Source organism: Gammaproteobacteria bacterium (genome assembly GCA_024235095.1).
GTDB lineage: Bacteria > Pseudomonadota > Gammaproteobacteria > Competibacterales > Competibacteraceae > UBA2383.
The window spans coordinates 738,549-751,389 of the sequence record JACKNC010000002.1 but is presented as its reverse complement, the minus strand read 5'-3'; the positions used below and the strand labels follow the sequence as shown (position 1 = coordinate 751,389).

Below are 12,841 nucleotides of genomic sequence, written 5' to 3'. Positions count from 1 at the left end.
ACCGTATCATAACGCGCCTGAGGCGTTCCGCCGAGATTGGACGCGGGACCTCCGGCAACCCATCGGCCCCGCGCCCCGTCGGTCCCTGGCACAGCTATTCGGCGCTCCCGTCCCTGCGAGTCCTGGAAACGGACTCATGGACACCCACCCGCCACGCCCGCCGCATCCGTGAACGCGGCGGCTCCGGGACTTGGTGGGCGGACTGGCCAGACGGAATCCCACGTTGTTGTTCCTGTTGCGCGGGTCGTTCCTGTTGCGCGCGGCCGACCGCAACCTCTTCGGTTCGTTGTTCCACGAGCCGCCCCGCAGCACCCGGGGACCGCCGTTCGGTCCGTTCCCGCTGAAAGTGTACTTCCGCAAAGATACTTTTGCGTAGCCCCAGCGTTTCCGCATGACGGGCGTGGCCGATCCACGCCTGCACGCTGGGGTCGAAATCGGCCCAGTCCAGTCGGCCCTCGGCGTAGCCTTGCGCGAAAGCCCGCAGCCGGCGCCGAAAGCGCAGGCCGTTTTCGTTGCGCAAGCGCCGCCGTTCGGGAAACACGAAATAGCCCAGCAAATTCAACCCTTCCCGGACCTGGCTGACCTTGGCTTTGGCGGGATGCAAGCGCAGCCGTATTTCCGCTAACCGTGCCGCGATCCAGTCGCGCCAAGCCCACAGTTCTTGTTTGTCGTCGGCCAGCAACACCATGTCGTCCACATAGCGTAGATAGGCCGGCGTGCGCAGGGTTTCTTTGATGCCGTGATCCAGGGCGTCCAGGTACAAATTGGCAAAGAACTGGCTGGTGAGATTGCCGATGGGAATACCGCAACGCCGCTCCAGCGGCGCGAGCAGGTCGTCGCCGGGGAAATAGACAGGTTCAGTCGGCAGTAGGTCTGGAGGTAACCGTTCAGTCCCCCCCTTTGGCAAAGGAGGGATTTTGGCCCCGTCGCCCGTGCGAAATCCCCCCCGGCCCCTCTTTTTATGATCTTTAAAAATTTAATCCGGTATAGTAAGGGAGCGATTCTACCCCTGTCCGAGGAGCCGATGATGCCGCGACGCCAGCTTGTGTTGAATGAGACCGAACGCCAGGAATTGGTTCAGATGCGGGATCATGCCTGTCAGCCCTATCTGCGCGAGCGGGCGGCCGCGCTGTTGAAAATCGCCGATGGGATGCCGGCGGCATTCGTAGCGCGACATGGCTTGTTAAGGCCGCGGCGACCCGATACGGTTTATGACTGGTTAGATCGCTATCAAGCCACCGGCAGCGCCGGCATGAAGGTCCATCCAGGCCGCGGGCGAAAGCCTGCTTTTTCCCCCTCAGCATTCGACGGCGGCGGTGGCCCATACGGAGTTGCAACACCTTTGTCAACGGGATCCGCGGGTCTGCGGCGTGGCGCAGACCCGCTGGACCTTGGCGGGCCTCCAGCAGGCGTGTGCGTGGCTGGGCGGTTTGACGCTGGCGGGGGTGCATACGGTGCTGCGGCGCGCCCGCATTGTGTGGAAGCGGGCGCGGGCGGCCATCCGCAGTCCTGATCCCGACGATGATGCCAAATTGGCCGATGTCCAGGCGGCGGTCGCCGCGGCGCAGGCCCAACCGGGGCGGGTCGTGACGGTCTACCTGGATGAAGTGACGGTGGAACGGCAACCGACGGTCGCGAATGCCTATGCACCCAAGGGGTCATCCGAGCACGCCCAGGCGGTGCGCAGTCCGAAATCCAATACGGTCACCCGGGTGCTCGGGGTCTTGAATGCGCTGACCGGTGCGGTCTTTCATCAGCGCGCCAGCAAAATCACCGTCGCCTTTTTGGTGATGTTTTATCAGGCCCTGTGCCGGGCCTATCCCGACGCGGAGCGTATCTACGTCATTCAGGATAACTGGCCCGTGCATACCCATCCGGACCTTCTGGTGGCCTTGGAATCTCAAGAGACCCGCTGGCCGTGGTATCGCCCACCGAATTGGCCCACGGAACCGAGTGCCGCGGCGATCCGACGATGGGGCGAACTGAAACTGCCGATCCAAATCGTTCCCCTACCCACCTATGCCTCCTGGTGTAATCCGATCGAAAAGCTCTGGCGCAAATTGCGCCAGGACGTGACCCACCTGCATCGCTGGGCGGAGGACCTCGACACCCTCCGCACCGAGATCGACCGCTTCCTCAATCAGTTTGCCCAAGGTTCCTTGGAACTACTGCGCTACGTGGGGCTAGAAGTACCGGATTAAATTTTTAAAGATCATTCAAAGGGGGGAGGTGAACGCTTACGTCCGGAGTACCGTCGATAATCTGCTCCAGCAGCGCCAGCACCCGCTCATCGCGCAGGTAGCGGCGGAGGGTGGTTTTGAGAATGGTGTGGTCAATCGAGGGAAAATACTGCTGTACATCCAATTTGAGGGCATAGCGATAACGTCGCGCCCAACCCTGGTAGCGGTCCACCGCCGCATGCACGCCTTTGCCGCGTCGGCAGGCGTAGGAATCGTGGATGAAGCGGCGATCCAGGGGCGGTTCGATAACGTTCATCACAGCATGATGCACGACCCGGTCCCGGAACGGCGCGGCGGCGATCCGGCGCGGCTTGCGCTCGTAGATCGTGAACAATCGGTACACGCCGGGTTGGTAATCACCGGTTTCCAGTTCGCGTCGCAGCGCCAGCAAGTTGGCCTCCAAGTCCAACTCGAAAGCGACCACGCTAGCGGCGCGAGACTTGCCCCGCCGGGCCTTGCGCCAGGCCAGCCAAAGATTTTCAAACGCCACCACTTGCGGCCACAAGTCATCCAGCCGCTTCATGGCGCGGCGTCCCGCGACCGCAGCCAGCCGCCGATCTGCCGACCCAGATCGTCGATCAGCTTGGCTCCATGTTCGTAGCGTTTCAGGTTGATGACCTTCAGCTCCAGGGCCAACCGCCATAGATGCCGGTTCACCGCCAGCCGGAGGTTGGCGCGAGTCAACGCGGCGCGTTTGTCGCGGCTGTAGGCCGCTTCCACCAGCGCTTCCAGCACGGCGAGCCAGCCCGTTTCCAGCCGCTCCCCGAGCGTAAACCGGCGCGAGCGCGGAAACTGGTCGAGCAACGGAATAAGCCAGGCCAGCAGTTCATGGCAGGCTTGCACAGCGCGCGGTGTCCCTTGATCGAGTTTCTCATCCATACCCTACCCCCTAAAAAAACGCGACCAGGGGGCTTCGCCCCCTGGACCCCTGAAAGGGTAAAAGAATAAAGATCAAAGGGTTAAAGTCCTGGCCAGACGGAATCCCACGATGTCGTACACGAGGCGCGGGAGGAGCCAGTAGCGCGCGGCCGACCGCAACCTCTACGGAACGTAGTCCCACGAGCCGCCCCGCAGCACCCGGGGACCGCTGCCCGCTTCCTCCCACGCCGAACCGTCCGTCGGTGCGCCCTGATAATCGTCATGCCAGGAATCCTGGACCCATTCCCAGACATTGCCATGCACTTGATAGAGACCAAACGGGTTCGGCTGGAAATCGTCTACGGGCACAGTTCTTTGGCGATACGCACCGCGCGCTCCATTTCGATAGGCAGATCTGCCGTCATAGTTGGCGCGAGTCGGGTCAATCTCGTTGCCCCACCAAAAGGCGGTCGTAGTCCCCGCTCGCGCCGCATATTCCCATTCAGCTTCGCTGGGTAACCGATAAGATGCTCCCGCCTCGTACGAAAGCCAGGCGCAGTACGCAACCGCGTCTTCCCACGAGACGTTGATCACCGGCCGCCGCCCACGGCCCCAGCCGCGGTCATTCGGCTGATCCCGGCGGGTCGCCGCACAGAAACGGTCGTACTCCTCGAACGTGACCGCATACCGGCCCATCGCAAAAGGTTGCGCTAAAACCACAGTGTGCTGTGGTCCTTCATCGGCTTGGCGCTCCGGTTCACCCTCAGGTGAACCCATGAGGAATTCACCGGCGGGTATCACCACCATCTCCGGGCCTGTATCATCACCCGGCAAACGTTCCTGGAAGCGGAGCCATCCCGCCAACTGATTCAGTTTAATGTCGCTCCAATCCAGCCACTTCAACAATTGCAGTCCATCAACTTTATCGGTACAGCAACGCAAGAAGTCCAGCATTTGCGCCGTGGCCCGCAGCTTCGGTTCCCGAGTCGCCGCCGGGCAAATCCCCTTCACCACTTCCAACTGGCCCTCGACGAGGGCATGAATCCCCAGGAATTCCTGGGTGCTGTAATGCGAAAACCGATATTCGCGGTCCGAGGTGCGGTTCATCAACGAACGCCCTCCAAAATCGAGCTGCTCAATATGGGCGATCATCGGCAACCCGGCCACCAAACCCCGTAGCTCGGCCTGGGACAGCACGCGCTTCCCAAGTGCTTGCAGGTGAACCGCCACGGCGGTACAGCTTGTCCACAGGTCTTCCTGGGTCAGCTTGATGCCTTGTTTCGCCAGCTTGCTCACTTCCCGCAGCAACCACGTTTCCGTGAGTGCTTCATAGAGGGCGTACTCGTCCCACTGCGTCCGGTTGGCGTCCAGCAGGTCCTGGATGTAGGCCAGGAGCAACGGTCGAAAGCGCAGGGAACGCATGGAGCTGAGGAGTTGCTCGGCGCGCAGCCACGACGGATGCCTGCACCCCGTTAGTCCGTAGTGCCAAGGGTCGGGAAATCGTTTGGATAAATATTCGTGTACCTGACGCTCATCGAAGAGCGAAAGAAAAAGCATGGGGCAGATGAAACCGCCTACGGTCACCCGGCCAGGGCTGCCAAACGGATCTGCTCCGGTTTCGGGAAAAAACTGCGTGCGGCATGAAAGGAGGACGCGCCGGAAGGAGGTGGTTGCGTGCAGCAACTCGACCAGCCGTTGTTCGATATGGCCCCAGGCGGTCGGGTCCTCGTCCAGGGCATCGAGCAACAACACGGTATTCGCCTTGTTCGGGTGCTGGCGAACCACCTCCAGAGTATCGGAGCCGAGTTTCAACAGCAGGCAATCGTACCCTGGGGGCCAGAACGCCAGGAGATGCGTCAGCTTGAGCATGACCAGCAGGGAGGTTTTGCCCATGCCGGCGTCGGCCAGAATAAACAGTTGAGTGCGCCCGTCTCGTATGGCGACTTCTCTGTTTAAAAAGTCGTTGATGGTGGTGAATATCGGCGTTTTTACATACGAGATGGATGCTTCGTCCTCGTGGTAATCCGCCGGGTTATGGTGCTGGCATTTGGGTTCGACATAAAAGCGCGCCAGCTCTTTAGGATCGCCGAAGGTGTCAGCGATCCGGTTGATTTCTCCGATTCTATCATCTCGAATTACCTTCAGTTTCTTGGCAAGCGGCTTGATCCAGTCCATCGAAACGAAGGTCAGCGCTTCGGTTAACACAGCGGGGTTCCTCCCAATTCATGGATTCACGAAGGCAAAGCGAAAATCAGGTAAGCAGCGCCTGGATGTCCATCCGTTCAGCCAACCTGCCGCGTAAGCGTTCACCTCCCCCCTTTGAAAAAGGGGGGGCCGGTGGGGGATTGCGCACGGGCGACGGCTCTAAAATTCCCCCTGACCCCCTTTGCCAAAGGGTGGGACTGAACGGTTACCGGGCGAGAACAAAAAGCATAGCCGCCTTCGTCCGGTTCACGCTGGAAGGAGGTGAGGATTTCCCGCGCTGAGAAAAGGTACGCTATGCGTACCCTACTGGGCTACACAGAATTTAACAGCTATCGTTTGATGTGATGAGAATTATAGTCTGGCAACCTGTTTAGCCTGCATTCCAAGGTACGCGGTGCGTACCCTACATCGATGACGTTGATACCGATCATTCAAGAGTAGGGTACGCACTGCGTACTGCTGCAGTGAATAGCCATGACCCGGAATGTAGGGATAACGGCGAGCAAGACAATAGCAAATTCAGGCCCCCTCGACATCCGCATAACGGCAGCAGGTCAGCGTCCTGTAGTAGAATTGGCGGACGCTTTCAACCATCAAGGGAAGAATCCATGGCCACGGCCACGATTATTGACGGTAAAAATTTCGCTGCCCAACTCCGCGCCAGCATCGCGGTGCAAGTCGCCCGGCTCAAAACGGTGTATGGCTTAACCCCAGGCTTAGCGGTTGTCCTGGTAGGTGAAGACCCCGCTAGCCAGATCTATGTGCGTAACAAGGGCTTGCAGGCTCAGGAAGCGGGTATGAATTCCTTTCAATACCGGTTGCCCGCCACCACGACCTCATCCGAATTGCTGGAGCGTATTGTCGAATTGAACCAGGATCCGGCGGTCAACGGCATTCTGGTGCAGTTGCCTCTTCCCCAACAGATTGATCCGCAGACGGTCATCGAGACTATCGCCGTTGCTAAGGATGTCGACGGTTTCCATCCGGTCAACGCGGGTCTGCTGGCGACCGGTGGAACCGCAATGGCGCCCTGCACCCCGCTGGGTTGCCTGATGCTGCTGAAAGCCCATGCTGGGGATTTGGCCGGCCAACGGGCGGTAGTGCTGGGACGCTCCAATATCGTGGGCAAGCCGATGGCGGCCCTGCTGCTGCGTGAGCATTGCACCGTAACGATCGCCCATTCCCGCACCCGCGACCTAGTGGATGAATGCCGGCGAGCGGATGTCCTGGTGGCGGCGGTGGGCCGGGCGCAGATGGTGAAGGGTGACTGGCTGAAACCGGGTGCGACGGTGATCGACGTCGGCATCAACCGCCTTCCCACTCCCGATGGCAAGAGTCGATTGACCGGCGATGTAGACTTCGCCTCGGCGGTTGAAGTCGCGGGCGCGATTACCCCGGTGCCGGGCGGGGTAGGGCCGATGACCATCGCCTGTCTGTTGCTGAATACCTTGACCGCCACTTGTCGGCAGCACGGAATCTCTGTTCCCGATATCCTGCCCATAGCGGATTAGCCCGAGAATTCACGATGTTGATCCATTACGACATGCCGCTTTGGCGACCGCCCTCCGAGGCGGACAGTTTCATTTTGCAGGTGACCCTGGGATGCAGCTTTAACCGCTGTAGTTTTTGTTCGATGTACCGAACCAAAACCTTTGCCATTCGTCCCCTGGCGTCGGTTCAGGCCGAAATCCAGGCTATGGCGCAAGCCGTTCCCGGAATTCGGCGCGTGTTCCTGGCCGATGGCGACGCCCTGGCCGCGCCGACTGATCATCTGCTGGTGCTGCTGGAATCGCTGCGCGCGGCCTTCCCCCGCCTGGAGCGCGTATCCAGTTACGCGCTGCCCGCCAATCTATTGAAGAAGTCAGTGGAAGAACTGACGGCATTGCGCGAGAACGGTCTGAAACTGTTGTATTACGGTATTGAAACCGGCGCGGCAGATTTACTGAAACGCATTACCAAGGGTGCAACGCCGGAAGCGATGGCAAATGGTTTGACCAAAGCCAAACAGGCGGGATTAACCCTCTCCGCGACGGTGATTCTTGGTCTCGGCGGACAGGCGCGCTGGCGGGAACACATCGACGCCACTGCTGAGTTGGTCAACCAGGTGAAGCTGGATTATCTCTCAACCTTGCAACTCATGCTGGATCCGATGATCCATGACGAATTTCATCGCAAGTTCCGTGAACCGTTCCAGGAGCAGGATGACCACGCGCTTTTAGAGGAGCAGGCGCGGCTGATCGAGCGGTTAAATCCGCTCGCGCCGCTGGTGTTTCGTTCCAATCATGCGTCCAACGCCCTGGCGCTGGCGGGTGAATTGCCCAGGGATCGCGAACGCTTGTTGGCGCAACTGGGAGAAGCGCTGACCGGCCGGACGTCGTTGCGCCCGGCCTGGCTAAGGGGTTACTGAAGCTATTAACAAAAAATCAAGCCGCTACCCGAGATTGGGTTAGGCTGTGGCTAACGGCAGCCAAAATCTGATCTTCCAGTTCAATACGGGTTGCCAATGATTCACCCAGTTGCGAGAGCGCCTGGTCCAGTTGTGCAAGCGCCGGTTCCGATAATTCGCCGTCGTAGCGATCATGGAAGGCCAGTGCAGCTTGGGTGGTGAAAGCAATGGGGGCATAAAGTCGCCGGGCCAGTTCGCGGGCCTGACGATACGGCGAATCCGCCGGTTGTTCCTCCAGCGCCTGATAGACCTCGAACGGCCCCAGCGCCAGATAATCCACCAGCGCCTGCTGAAATCGTCGCAATCGATGCCGCGCAGGATCAACCAGCGTAAAGGGTTTCATCGCAGCCAGTTTTTGATAAAGCACCAGGCTTTCCTGACGCGCGGTCAGCAGCTTGGCCACCAGGTCGGGCAGCGCCTTACTGTGGGCAGGATCAGCAATTATCGCAGTATTCATGGGCATATCCTCCAGGTAGTCATGCTTTTTGTCTTTTTGGCTACAGCGGAGGGAGCTTACCGCGAATGATACTTAAATGCCAAATATTCGCAACACGATTTAGCGGGATACCGCAGGGAGCTGACTCACAACCTGATTGCGCAAATAGACGGGCAACACTTGCTCAGCGGTCAGCCATTCACTGCGTCCGCTGGGAGCCGCGGCGAGGCGGGCCACATCGCCAGCATGGGGATAGCAGTCGCCCTGCCAGCCGCTTACAGTGAGCCGTTGCAGCAAAGTTTGGGAATAAGCGGCCCAACCAGCCCCGGCTCCAAACCATTCGCCTGGCGGAGCAGTGACCTGAGCAGGCGCGCAAACCCGCTCCTGGCCCAGCAGTTCTACGGTTTCGCCATCGATCATCCAGGTTCCCCAGTACACCTCCCCCATGCGAGCATCCAGCGCGGTGGCGATTCGCGTCTGACCGGGTTCCCGGGTAACGCCAAAGGCCAGCGCCGCCAGGGTGGATACCGGCGCGACCGGCAGATCGCTGGCGAAGGCAATGCCCTGGATAATCCCTGTCGCAATACGGACTCCGGTGAAGGCGCCGGGTCCGCGCCCGATTGCCAGAGCGTCTAATTGATTAATCCTCAATCCGGCTTCCGCCAGCACTGCCTCGATCATCGGTAGAATGAGCGCCGCATGGCGGCGTGGAGCCAGTGCATAGCGCTCCAATACAGCGCCATCTGCCCACACAGCGGCGGAACAGGCTTCGGTGGCGGTCTCCAGGGCCAGCAGTTTCACGGTGTACTCCCATCAGGCGTTTTGAGATTGACCAGAGAAATAGCTTATAGTGCTTTTGGTTTTAATTCATGAAATCTCTTGGAGCGCCGCTATGATCACTCCTTTCTCAATTGCCCGTTTGCCGCGCATTGAATTCGGCGCTGGCAGCATCAAAAAACTCCCCGGTCTGATCGCCCGGTACGGCAACCGGGTGCTGTTGATTACTGGCCAGCGCTCATTTGTTGAATCGCCCCACTGGCCAGCGCTGTTGAACGCTCTGGAAAAGGCCAACATCGACTGGGCGCAGGTGCGGATCACGGATGAACCGTCACCGCAAAACGTGGATGACGCAGTTCGGGAATTTCACGGCCAGGGGTTCACCGCAGTTGCCGGCATCGGCGGCGGCAGCGTCCTGGACGCCGCCAAAGCCATCGCCGGTTTATTGCAGGTCGGCGATTCGGTCATGGACTACCTGGAAGGGGTCGGCCCGGAAAAAACCTATCAAGGGCCGGCGCTACCGTTTATCGCGGCGCCGACCACCGCCGGCACAGGCAGCGAAGCCACTAAAAATGCCGTCCTGAGTCAGCGTGGCCCTGACGGCTTCAAAAAGTCCTTTCGCGATGACAAGCTGGTTCCAGAATACGCGCTGCTTGATCCTGACCTGCTGGCGTCCTGTCCCAAGCCGCAGATCGCTGCCAATGCGATGGATGCATTGACGCAACTGCTGGAATCTTATGTGTCGATTAAAGCGAATCTCTTCACGGATGCGCTGGCGGAAAGCGGTTTGCAGGCCGTGCGAGATGGTTTGTTCGCGTGGTATGAAAATGGAGAAAACGCCGCTGCCGGACAAGCAAACATGGCCTATGCAGCATTGCTGTCCGGCGTTTGCCTGGCGCAGACCGGCCTGGGGTCGGTGCATGGTTTGGCTTCGCCTCTGGGTGCATTCTTCCCGATCCCGCATGGCGTAGTCTGCGGCACTCTGGTTGGGGCCGCGACCCGCGTTAACCTGGCGGCGCTGCGGGAGCGCGATCCCAACAATCCAGCTTGGCGTAAATATGCCCGCGCTGGCGATCTGCTGCATGGCCGGCATTTTCCGAGTCTGGAAGAAGGCCACGCTGCGCTGTTAGCCTTGCTGGATGAATGGACCGAGCGACTGAGTCTGCCTCGCTTAAATGTTTATGGCATTCAGGAGAGTGATTTCGCCCACGTTGTCACCCATTCACGCGGCAGCAGCATGAAGACCAACCCGTTGGCGCTCAGCGATGCCGAAATCACTGACGTAATGCGGCAACGGCTCTAAAGGCGGCTATTTTGGATCGTGAATCCACTGAATACCGGCAACTCGAACAGCGCCTGGGCCGGGTGCATTTGCAGCAACGACTTGGCATTGAGGCCGAACATGCGACGCAAATCTTCGGACGGGGCCGGACTTTCTTCCACATCGAGAACTGGTACTCGATACACACGCTGATACGCTTGACACTGCGCAGCTTGGGACTGTACCAACGGGGAGTGCGCAACGCCGCTGCGCTGCAGATCCGCCGCAACGACATCGTTCTGTCCCGGTTACCGGTAGCGTTTGACGGTTTTACCCTGCTGCATTTGAGCGATATGCATCTGGATGCTCATCCCGCCTATCCCGCCGTCTTGATCGAACGCCTGCAAGCAGTGGACTATGACGTATGTGTGATCACCGGCGACTTTCGCGCTAAAACGTATGGCGCCTATAAAGCGATCATCGCGGCGCTGGCCGAGGTGCGTCCACATCTGCGCGGACCGGTTTACGCCATCCTGGGCAACCACGACTCGATCCGGATGGTCAGCGGGATTGAGCAACTGGATATTTTTCTGCTGCTGAACGAATCGGTGGCGCTGGAACGCGACGGAGCGACGCTCTATTTGGCTGGTATTGACGATCCGCACTACTATCAGGTCGACAACTTCCACAAGGCGGCTGCCGCGATTCCTCACGATGCCGCCGCTATCCTGCTTTCCCATTCCCCGGAACCCTATCGACTGGCGGCTCACGCCGGTTTCGACCTGATGCTCAGCGGCCATACGCACGGCGGTCAGATCTGCCTGCCAGGTGGGATCGCCTTGATGACGAATGCTCACTGTCCACGCCGTTTTTGCAAAGGTCTCTGGCGTTATCACACCATGCAGGGTTATACCTCGGTCGGTTCGGGTTCATCGGTGGTCGGAGTACGCTTCAACTGTCCGCCGGAAATCACGTTGCATCGGCTACGCTGCTTCACTGCCCAGCAAAAGGAGTCTGTTTAATAGGGCCGGTTGCGGATGCCGAGCCAGTAGAAAAGCGGCGATAGCGTCAGTTCCAGCACTGCAAATCCCACCACGATCATAGCGATCGTCAGCCCGCCCAGAGCAAAAGTCTCCGCTACCGCCAGCAGGGGCAACAGCGCTTCGGGAATCTGATCCAGCCCCACAGATTGACTGCTGGAGTCCAGACCTAAACGGCGTTTGATAAAGCTTGACAGCACATCCCCCAACATGGCGGCCAGGCCGATGATGATCCCGACCCCTATCGGCCAGTGCAGCAATACTGCACCCAGTCCGGTTGCCAGCATTGCGGCTAATAGTCCTCGCCAGGTTTTGGCATCGCCCAGCAGGCGACGTCCATCCGCCAGTATCCAGCCGCCATCCAATGGGCGACCGCCCCAGTCGCCACAGAGCCGCGTGACAAGAACTGGCGTACCGTTGGCAACCAGAATCAATAGCAACAAACCCCATTCGACCGGCAACATGCCCTCGCTCCATTATGCAGCCGTCATTGTGCAGGCAACCATAACCGCTACCGCCTACACTGAATTTGACCGCGCTTTGCCACGGCCTGCAAACCAACCAGGAGAATATCCATGAAAAAAATCGCACTCATCACCGGCCTTGGCGCCCTGTGTGGCCTGCTGCTGCTCACGACCGCTCAGGCCGCCGATCCCCAGTCCCCGGTGGGACAATGGCGAACCATCGACGACCAGTCTGGCAAACCCAAGAGTATCGTCGAAATCACCGAAAGCAATGGCGTACTGACTGGAAAAATCGTGGAATTGCTGGAAGGCGCCAAAGAGAAAACCTGTAGCAAATGTGAGGGTGAGTCGAAGGACAAGCCATTAGTGGGCATGAAGATTCTATGGGATCTGAAAAAAGACGGCGATGCATGGACCGGCGGCAAGATTTTCAATCCTGCGGACGGCGGCGTTTATGCTAGTAAAGCCAAATTGAATGCGGATGGTAAAATACTGGAAGTGACCGGCAAATGGATGTTCTTCAGCAAGCAGCAGCAGTGGCAACGAGTCAAGTAACCGAATCGCGCCGGTATTCCAAGTGTCATAATAAAGAGATAAGGCCATGCGTCAAATCATTCACCTGTCGACCCGACAGCGCGAGGAATTGATTGATATTACCCCACAGGTGGCGGCAGCGCTCAAGGCCAGCGGCGTCCGCGACGGCCTGCTGTCGGTTTACGCCCAAGGCGCTACCGCTGCGACCATGATCCAGGAAAACTGGGATGACAGTGTGCAAACGGACGTGGTTAATCTGCTGCGCAAGCTGATTCCACGCGGGGTGTGGCTGCATGACCAGCAGGACGGCAACGGTGACGCCCATCTGAAGGCGGGGTTGGTTGGACCGTCGGAGACGATTCCGGTGATTGACAGCAAGTTGGGGCTGTCTCGCTGGCAAAATATCTTTTTCTGCGAATTCGATGGGCCGCGTAACGACCGCCGCGTGGTTTGCACGGTGCTGGCTGATCAGGAGGGGTGATTTAACCGATAATCGTTTACAATTCCCGCCGCGACCGCAATGTTGCATAAAGCGGTCGGACTTTCACACCTAATCATTAAAACGGACTTCCGAGATCGA

Annotated in this window: 13 protein-coding genes and 1 pseudogene; 7 read left to right on the top strand and 7 right to left on the bottom strand. The window is 59.1% G+C overall.

What is annotated here, in order from left to right; translation table 11 throughout:
- Positions 1 to 6: 6 nt before the first annotated feature.
- Positions 7 to 393, bottom strand: a complete 387-nt coding sequence (locus H6973_16560; GenBank protein MCP5127193.1) for an SUMF1/EgtB/PvdO family nonheme iron enzyme — start codon at positions 391 to 393, stop codon at positions 7 to 9.
- A 631-nt stretch (positions 394 to 1,024) separates the two neighbouring features.
- Here H6973_16560 and H6973_16555 point away from each other — a divergent pair.
- Positions 1,025 to 2,201 (top strand): annotated as a pseudogene (locus tag H6973_16555) (IS630 family transposase).
- 4 nt (positions 2,202 to 2,205) lie between these two features.
- Here H6973_16555 and H6973_16550 read toward each other — a convergent pair.
- The 3 genes from H6973_16550 to H6973_16540 form a co-directional block, all read right to left on the bottom strand.
- Positions 2,206 to 2,763: a Retron-type reverse transcriptase gene (locus tag H6973_16550; protein ID MCP5127192.1), complete on the bottom strand. Its 558-nt coding sequence runs from the start codon at positions 2,761 to 2,763 to the stop codon at positions 2,206 to 2,208.
- Positions 2,760 to 3,119, bottom strand: coding sequence for a diversity-generating retroelement protein Avd (avd, locus tag H6973_16545; protein MCP5127191.1), 360 nt, complete (start codon positions 3,117 to 3,119; stop codon positions 2,760 to 2,762). The genes H6973_16550 and avd overlap by 4 nt, the downstream gene beginning before the upstream one ends.
- Before the next feature lie 162 nt (positions 3,120 to 3,281).
- Positions 3,282 to 5,273 carry an SUMF1/EgtB/PvdO family nonheme iron enzyme gene (locus H6973_16540; protein MCP5127190.1) on the bottom strand — a complete coding sequence of 664 codons (1,992 nt, stop codon included), beginning with the start codon at positions 5,271 to 5,273 and terminating at the stop codon, positions 3,282 to 3,284.
- Positions 5,274 to 5,911: 638 nt separating this feature from the next.
- Here H6973_16540 and folD point away from each other — a divergent pair.
- Together folD and H6973_16530 are read left to right on the top strand one after the other, a co-directional pair.
- Entirely contained in the window at positions 5,912 to 6,814 is a 903-nt protein-coding gene (gene folD / locus H6973_16535; protein ID MCP5127189.1) for a bifunctional methylenetetrahydrofolate dehydrogenase/methenyltetrahydrofolate cyclohydrolase FolD, read from the top strand.
- 14 nt (positions 6,815 to 6,828) lie between these two features.
- Positions 6,829 to 7,710 carry a radical SAM protein gene (locus H6973_16530; protein MCP5127188.1) on the top strand — a complete coding sequence of 294 codons (882 nt, stop codon included), beginning with the start codon at positions 6,829 to 6,831 and terminating at the stop codon, positions 7,708 to 7,710.
- Between the two features lie 16 nt (positions 7,711 to 7,726).
- Here the strand turns inward: H6973_16530 and H6973_16525 are convergent, their stop codons facing one another.
- Positions 7,727 to 8,206: an Rsd/AlgQ family anti-sigma factor gene (locus H6973_16525; protein MCP5127187.1), complete on the bottom strand. Its 480-nt coding sequence runs from the start codon at positions 8,204 to 8,206 to the stop codon at positions 7,727 to 7,729.
- 99 nt (positions 8,207 to 8,305) lie between these two features.
- Positions 8,306 to 8,986, bottom strand: coding sequence for a tRNA (adenosine(37)-N6)-threonylcarbamoyltransferase complex dimerization subunit type 1 TsaB (tsaB, locus tag H6973_16520; protein MCP5127186.1), 681 nt, complete (start codon positions 8,984 to 8,986; stop codon positions 8,306 to 8,308).
- Positions 8,987 to 9,077: 91 nt separating this feature from the next.
- Between tsaB and H6973_16515 the strand changes: the two genes are divergently transcribed.
- A complete protein-coding gene (locus tag H6973_16515) occupies positions 9,078 to 10,265 on the top strand; it encodes an iron-containing alcohol dehydrogenase (protein ID MCP5127185.1) in 1,188 nt (395 codons plus the stop codon).
- 68 nt (positions 10,266 to 10,333) lie between these two features.
- The gene (locus H6973_16510; protein ID MCP5127184.1) at positions 10,334 to 11,245 is read left to right on the top strand and encodes a metallophosphoesterase family protein; all 912 of its coding nucleotides are present in this window, start codon (positions 10,334 to 10,336) and stop codon (positions 11,243 to 11,245) included.
- Here H6973_16510 and H6973_16505 read toward each other — a convergent pair.
- Positions 11,242 to 11,727: a CDP-archaeol synthase gene (locus tag H6973_16505; GenBank protein MCP5127183.1), complete on the bottom strand. Its 486-nt coding sequence runs from the start codon at positions 11,725 to 11,727 to the stop codon at positions 11,242 to 11,244. The two genes, H6973_16510 and H6973_16505, sit on opposite strands and share 4 nt — an antisense overlap.
- A gap of 111 nt (positions 11,728 to 11,838) precedes the next feature.
- Here H6973_16505 and H6973_16500 point away from each other — a divergent pair, with 111 nt between their 5' ends.
- A complete protein-coding gene (locus H6973_16500) occupies positions 11,839 to 12,282 on the top strand; it encodes a DUF2147 domain-containing protein (protein ID MCP5127182.1) in 444 nt (147 codons plus the stop codon).
- A gap of 46 nt (positions 12,283 to 12,328) precedes the next feature.
- Complete coding sequence (locus tag H6973_16495; GenBank protein MCP5127181.1) at positions 12,329 to 12,742, top strand: YjbQ family protein; 414 nt, start codon at positions 12,329 to 12,331, stop codon at positions 12,740 to 12,742.
- Positions 12,743 to 12,841: the final 99 nt, after the last annotated feature.